General features: G+C 68.3%; 7 protein-coding genes. 5 read left to right on the top strand and 2 right to left on the bottom strand.

The annotated features are described in order from the left end of the window. Positions 1 to 213 precede the first annotated feature (213 nt). From rpmH to ETD83_RS38920, 5 genes are read left to right on the top strand one after another with little or no spacing between them, the layout of a single operon-like run. A complete protein-coding gene (rpmH, locus tag ETD83_RS38940) occupies positions 214 to 351 on the top strand; it encodes a 50S ribosomal protein L34 (RefSeq protein WP_138650196.1) in 138 nt (45 codons plus the stop codon). A 13-nt stretch (positions 352 to 364) separates the two neighbouring features. Further along, a complete protein-coding gene (rnpA, locus tag ETD83_RS38935) occupies positions 365 to 745 on the top strand; it encodes a ribonuclease P protein component (protein ID WP_138650195.1) in 381 nt (126 codons plus the stop codon). Next, positions 742 to 1,170: a membrane protein insertion efficiency factor YidD gene (gene yidD / locus ETD83_RS38930; RefSeq protein WP_407921555.1), complete on the top strand. Its 429-nt coding sequence runs from the start codon at positions 742 to 744 to the stop codon at positions 1,168 to 1,170. The genes rnpA and yidD overlap by 4 nt, the downstream gene beginning before the upstream one ends. After that, the gene (gene yidC / locus ETD83_RS38925) at positions 1,163 to 2,218 is read left to right on the top strand and encodes a membrane protein insertase YidC (RefSeq protein WP_138650193.1); all 1,056 of its coding nucleotides are present in this window, start codon (positions 1,163 to 1,165) and stop codon (positions 2,216 to 2,218) included. Before yidD ends, yidC begins: the two co-directional genes overlap by 8 nt. Positions 2,219 to 2,255: 37 nt before the next feature. Further along, positions 2,256 to 2,741: a Jag family protein gene (locus ETD83_RS38920; protein ID WP_138650192.1), complete on the top strand. Its 486-nt coding sequence runs from the start codon at positions 2,256 to 2,258 to the stop codon at positions 2,739 to 2,741. A 100-nt stretch (positions 2,742 to 2,841) separates the two neighbouring features. Here the strand turns inward: ETD83_RS38920 and ETD83_RS38915 are convergent, their stop codons facing one another. Both ETD83_RS38915 and ETD83_RS38910 read right to left on the bottom strand, forming a co-directional pair. After that, positions 2,842 to 3,360, bottom strand: coding sequence for a hypothetical protein (locus ETD83_RS38915; RefSeq protein ID WP_171064689.1), 519 nt, complete (start codon positions 3,358 to 3,360; stop codon positions 2,842 to 2,844). Between the two features lie 703 nt (positions 3,361 to 4,063). After that, positions 4,064 to 4,528, bottom strand: a complete 465-nt coding sequence (locus tag ETD83_RS38910) for a DUF6458 family protein (RefSeq protein WP_138650190.1) — start codon at positions 4,526 to 4,528, stop codon at positions 4,064 to 4,066. Positions 4,529 to 5,273: the final 745 nt, after the last annotated feature.

Genomic DNA, 5,273 nt, shown 5'->3' with positions numbered 1-5,273 from the left:
CTGTTCGCCCGCGGCACGGGCGCTCCGTTTGACCGGGTGCGCTGGAGCCCGTAACGTGCTGAGGTCGAGTCGCATCGACGGAGATGACGCGTGCCCGCCGGCAGCCCCTCCAGGCAGGCTCGGGTGGGCCCCCGCTGCGGGGGACCGAACGCGCCCCTCGATGCGAGTTGCCGAGCCTTAGCAGACGAACCGACCGCAGCACTGGAGCCTCAAGTGAGCAAGCGTACTTTCCAGCCGAACAACCGTCGTCGCCACAAGAAGCACGGCTTCCGGCTGCGCATGCGCACGCGCGCGGGCCGCGCGATCCTGTCCAACCGGCGCGGCAAGGGCCGCACCCGTATCGCGGTCTGATCCACCGCTCACTGTGCTGCCGTCCGGAAACCGGATGCGGCGGCGGGACGACTTCACGATGGCCGTCCGGCGCGGTCGCCGCGCCGGACGGCCAACTGTCGTGGTTCACCTGCTTCACCGGGACGAGGCGCCCGACATGGTCAGCGGCGGGGCCGCCCCGCCGCTGGTCGGGTTCATCGTGGCGCGCACCGTGGGGAACGCCGTCGTCCGCAACACCGCGCGACGCCGCCTCCGCCATCTGATGCGCCCGCACCTGGACCGGCTCCCAGCGGGTAGCCTGCTCGTAGTGCGCGCCAACCCCTCGGCGGGGACGGCGCGTCCTGACGAACTGGCCGCGGATCTGGAGTCGGCGCTCGACCGGCTGCTGCGGCCCGCGTCCAAGGGGCGGAGATGAGGAGTCGGCAGGGGATGGCCATCCCCCCGCATCACCCGGTGGGGCCCCCAGGCCCCGTCGCGGCGCTGCTGATCCTTCTCGTCCGCGCCTACCGCCGCTTCTTGAGTCCCCTGCTCGGGCAGCAGTGCCGTTTCCAGCCCAGCTGCAGCGCGTACGGCCTGGAGGCGCTCCAGGTACATGGGTCGCTGCGCGGCACGTGGCTCACGGCCCGCCGGATCGCGCGGTGCCACCCGTTCCACCCTGGGGGTTATGACCCGGTGCCGCCGAAGAAGCCGTCCGAGACGCGCTTCTCCGGGGGAGCTGAGGGGACGTCCCGGACGTCCCGGACGTCCGCCCAGGAGCGATCCGCGGCGGCTTCCCCCAACTCCGGCCGCGAGGAGAGCGGCCCCGCCCTAGCAGAGCCCAAGGAGCTGCCCGGTGCTTGACTGGTTGTACGAGATCGTCGCTCAGCTCATCGTGTGGATTCACACGGGGCTGAGCACCGTCGTCCCCAAGGACAGTGGATGGGCCTGGGGCGGCTCGATCATCCTTCTCACCGTCCTGCTGCGCGTGATCCTCGTTCCGCTGTTCGTGAAGCAGATCCATGCTTCGCGGAAGATGCAGGAGCTGAATCCCAAGGTTCAGGCGCTACGCAAGAAATACAAGAACGACAAGCAGCGCCTCAACCAGGAGGTCATGAAGCTCTACCAGGAGAACGGCGCCAACCCGCTGTCGGGCTGCCTCCCCCTCCTGGTGCAGATGCCGATCTTCATCGGCCTCTTCCAGACGCTGAAGAAGGTCTCGGACGCCAAGCCCGGCGAAAGCGTCTTCGCGATGTCGGCCGACCTGGTGCGCAGCGCGCAGAACGCCCCGATCTTCGGGGCCCATATCCCCGACACGTTCCTCAACGCGTGGGGTGCCGACCCCAAGAGTTGGACGGCCATCGTCGTCACTGGCGTTGCCGTGGTCATCAGCTCCTGCACGACGTTCTTCACCGTCCGGGCGAGCATGAAGCGCCAGCCCGTCACCGACGAAGCCAACCCGATGATGCAGGCGCAGAAGATGATGGTCTTCCTCGCGCCGCTGTTCGGCCTCTTCGGGCTCGGGTTCCCGCTCGGTGTCCTCATGTACTGGGTCACGTCCAACAGCTGGACGCTGGCGCAGCAGCACTACATCTACAAGAAGTACCCGCCGCCCGGTAAGGACGGCGAGCCCGCCACGACCACGACCACCGGCAAATCGGGGACCACCAAGTCCGGCGCCGGCAAGTCGGGCACCGGCAAGGCAGGTGCCAAGACCGGCACGAAGTCCGGCGCCAAGTCCGGTGCGAAGGCAGCCGGCTCGAAGAACGGCCAGACGTCGTCCGGTATGCGGGCCAAGCTGAAGAAGGAGCCGGAGCCGGAACCCGAGGTGGACGACGACAAGCCGAAGGTCGTCCGCAACCAGCCGACCCGCAAGCCGCGCAGCAAGCGCAGCGGCACCCCGAAGCGCTAGTTTGAACCCCGAGCACGTGCCGGAGAAGGAGACCCCGTTGAGCCAGACCGACACGACCGAGGTCGACGTTCAGGCGCTCGAGCAGGAAGGCGAGATCGCCGCCGACTACATCGAGGGCCTGCTGGACATCGGTGACTATGACGGCGACATCGACATGGACGTCGAGGGCGAACGCGCGATCGTCGCCGTCGTCGGCGGTTCCCTCGACGAGCTGGTCGGTAAACGCGGCGAGGTCCTGGAGGCATTGCAGGAGCTGACCCGCCTGGCCGTCCACCGGCAGACGGGCAACCGCACCCGGCTCATGCTCGACATCGGCGGCTACCGCGAACGGCGCCGCGCCGAACTGACCAAGCTCGGCACCGGCGTCGCGGACGAGGTCAAGCAGGCGGGCGAGCCGAAGCCGCTCGCCCCGATGACCCCTTTCGAGCGCAAGATCGTCCACGACGCGGTCGCCGCCGCGGGCCTGCGCAGCGAATCCGAAGGCGAGGAACCCGACCGCTACGTCGTCGTCTACCCCGCCTGACGACGACCCGGGCCACCTGATCGACCCGTCGGCCTGGTCGTCCGACACCCAGTCCCGGACGACCCGACGACCTTCGACCAGCCAGCCGGGTTCGCCCGCGCTAACGGCCCGACCTCCCCTCACGGTGGACAGGCAAGAACGAACGCTCACCCATCTGAACGGCCCTGGTGCTTGCGGTGCACCGGGGCCGTCCGCACGTCTGCACCCGAAGCGGCCGTCGCACATTGAGGGCCGTCCCCCCGGCGCGGCCTTGCCTCCGTGCCTCAACCGGGACCGACTGAGCGCCGCCACCCGCCATCACCGCGGCGACGACGCTCGCGACCGCGACGGCCAGCGCGCCACCGGTGACGGCGGTCCGGGCCCGGCGGTGCACGGCCAGCGAGTACAGCGCCATGAACTCGGCCGCCCAGAGCACGGGGGCTCCGGCGGAGGACGGGAGCGCCAGATCGGTCACGGCCACGATCAGCACCGTGGCGCCCAGGACCGCCGCCGGACGCTCCCGGCGCAGGCACAGCGCCAACGCCGCGGCCGCACCGGCGGCCAGCCGCCCCGACCCCGCGCGGGCGTGGCTTCCATGTTCTTGGTCGAGCCAGATCATCGTCCGGGAACAGGTACGCATCGTTCACCGGGATCGGGCGGGCACCGCTTAGGGCCCAACCTCGCGCGGATGTGGCTCTCATGTTCTGGTCGAGGATGATCGTCATGCTGGAAACGGGTACGCATCGTTCACCGGGACCGGCCGGGCGCCGCCTAAGGCCCGAGCCCGGGCGTGTGGCTCCCATTCTCCTGGTCAAGGCAGATCATCGTCCGGAACGGGGATGCGTTGTTCTCGGCGTAGTAGATGACCGCCTGGCGTGCCCTCCTGAGGTGAGGGATGTGGCTCTGTCGCGGTGGCTGCTCCAGGTCTACTGGGCGTCGCTGATCAAGATGCTTTCCAGGAGGTAAGTCCGGCTCTGTGCGTCGGTTCGGGTTTGTGCCATCGGTGTTCGGGCGACTGTCGCTTCGCTGTGCCGAGACGAGGGTTCGCCGGCGTAGGCGGTCCTCTCGTCGTGTGCCTTGGCCAGATGGCCGATCAGTTCGTGAATTGTCATGAGCGCCCCTTGTTACCGCTTACGGGTGGTGCGGGCTGCTGAGTCTCACGGTTCGTGGAGTTCGGTGTTCGTTCAGTGTCCTGCTACGAGCGGGGGCGAGAAGGCGGGATGGAGACCTGTGGAAAACTCCCGGAGACGAGAGAGGACCTCGCGCCCTGGTCGACGCGAGGCCCTCGGATGCCCGGCGTGTACCGCCGCCCAAGCACACCGGGCGGGACCGGACCTATTCGATCACCGAGTGGTCCGGCGCCACCTGCGCCGCCGCGGGACGGGCCGCGCGGTCGAATCGATGATGGCCGGACTGTTCTCCTGGGCAGGATCCTGCGCGTGCGCCGGGTCTTGGGCGAACGCCGGGTCCTGGGCGGCGTGGCCGCGCGGGACTCCCTCGTCCGCCGGATGTTCGATCACACGTTCGACGCGTTCGCCTGGACGACCGACGGGCGCGGGATCCTCGATGATGTGCTCCTCGCGGACCACGGTGCCCGGCTCGTCCCCGTAGGCGGGGTCCGCGCCGACCACGCGGCCGGCACGCTGGCGCGGTCGCGTGTACTTCAGGGTGAAGCCCATGCTGATCGCCCCCACCAGGATGAGGATCCAGCCGACCAGGTGAATGTCAATGCCGCTGAGATCGACGCGGAGGGCGAACGCGAGGATCGCGCCTAGTGCGATGAAGGCGAGACTGACTCCGATTCCCATGTGTCGGGGCTCCCTTCCGGGGGACATCGGGCGACAAAGCATGCCTCTACCCAACGAGCCAGAGATATGCAGCGGGTCATGTGGTTCTCGCCATAACGCAAGGGTCGTCCAACCCTTCGGTGTCCGAACGTTTGTTGGGACATTGGACCTGGCGTTCGCCTCGGCGCCGGATAGCAAAAGCGCCGTTCTGGCACGTTGCGCGGGGGGTGCTGGGGGTGAGGGTTGTGCAGGACACCTCTACACGGGCGGCCTCTGTGCCAGGTGTTGTATGAGATTTCGCGAGGCCGTTTCGCGGAGGGTCTGTCACCGGGCTGAGCGCGTTGAGGCAGGAGGGTGAACGGGCAGGTCGCCCGGGTCACCGCGTGCGAGGCGTTGGGGCGAACCGTGTGCGTGGACGTTGCGATGCGAAGCTGCACGCCGACATGGACTTGCACCGAGACGTTGTGCACGGACGTTGTGCCGAGGGTGTTGCGCCCGAGGCGTAACAGCCGAGGCGTGGTGCAGAGGGTGTGAGCGATAACGCTGCGCCGAAGGGGTGCGCGTGGACGTTGTGTCGAGACCATGTGCATGGACCTGGGGCCGGGACGTTGTGTGTGGACGTTGTATCGAGGTGTTGTGCCGAGGGCGTAGTGCAGAAGGTGACGAACGGGGCGTTCTGTTGATGGTGCGTGTGGATGTTGTGGCGAGACGTTGCGAGGGGGACGTTGTACGAGGGTGTTGGGTGGGGCGTGGGCTTGGTATGTGG

Source organism: Actinomadura soli (assembly GCF_005889715.1).
GTDB classification, from domain to species: domain Bacteria; phylum Actinomycetota; class Actinomycetes; order Streptosporangiales; family Streptosporangiaceae; genus Spirillospora; species Spirillospora soli.
The sequence above is the reverse complement of the archived record's forward strand: the minus strand, read 5'-3'. Positions and strand labels throughout refer to the sequence as shown.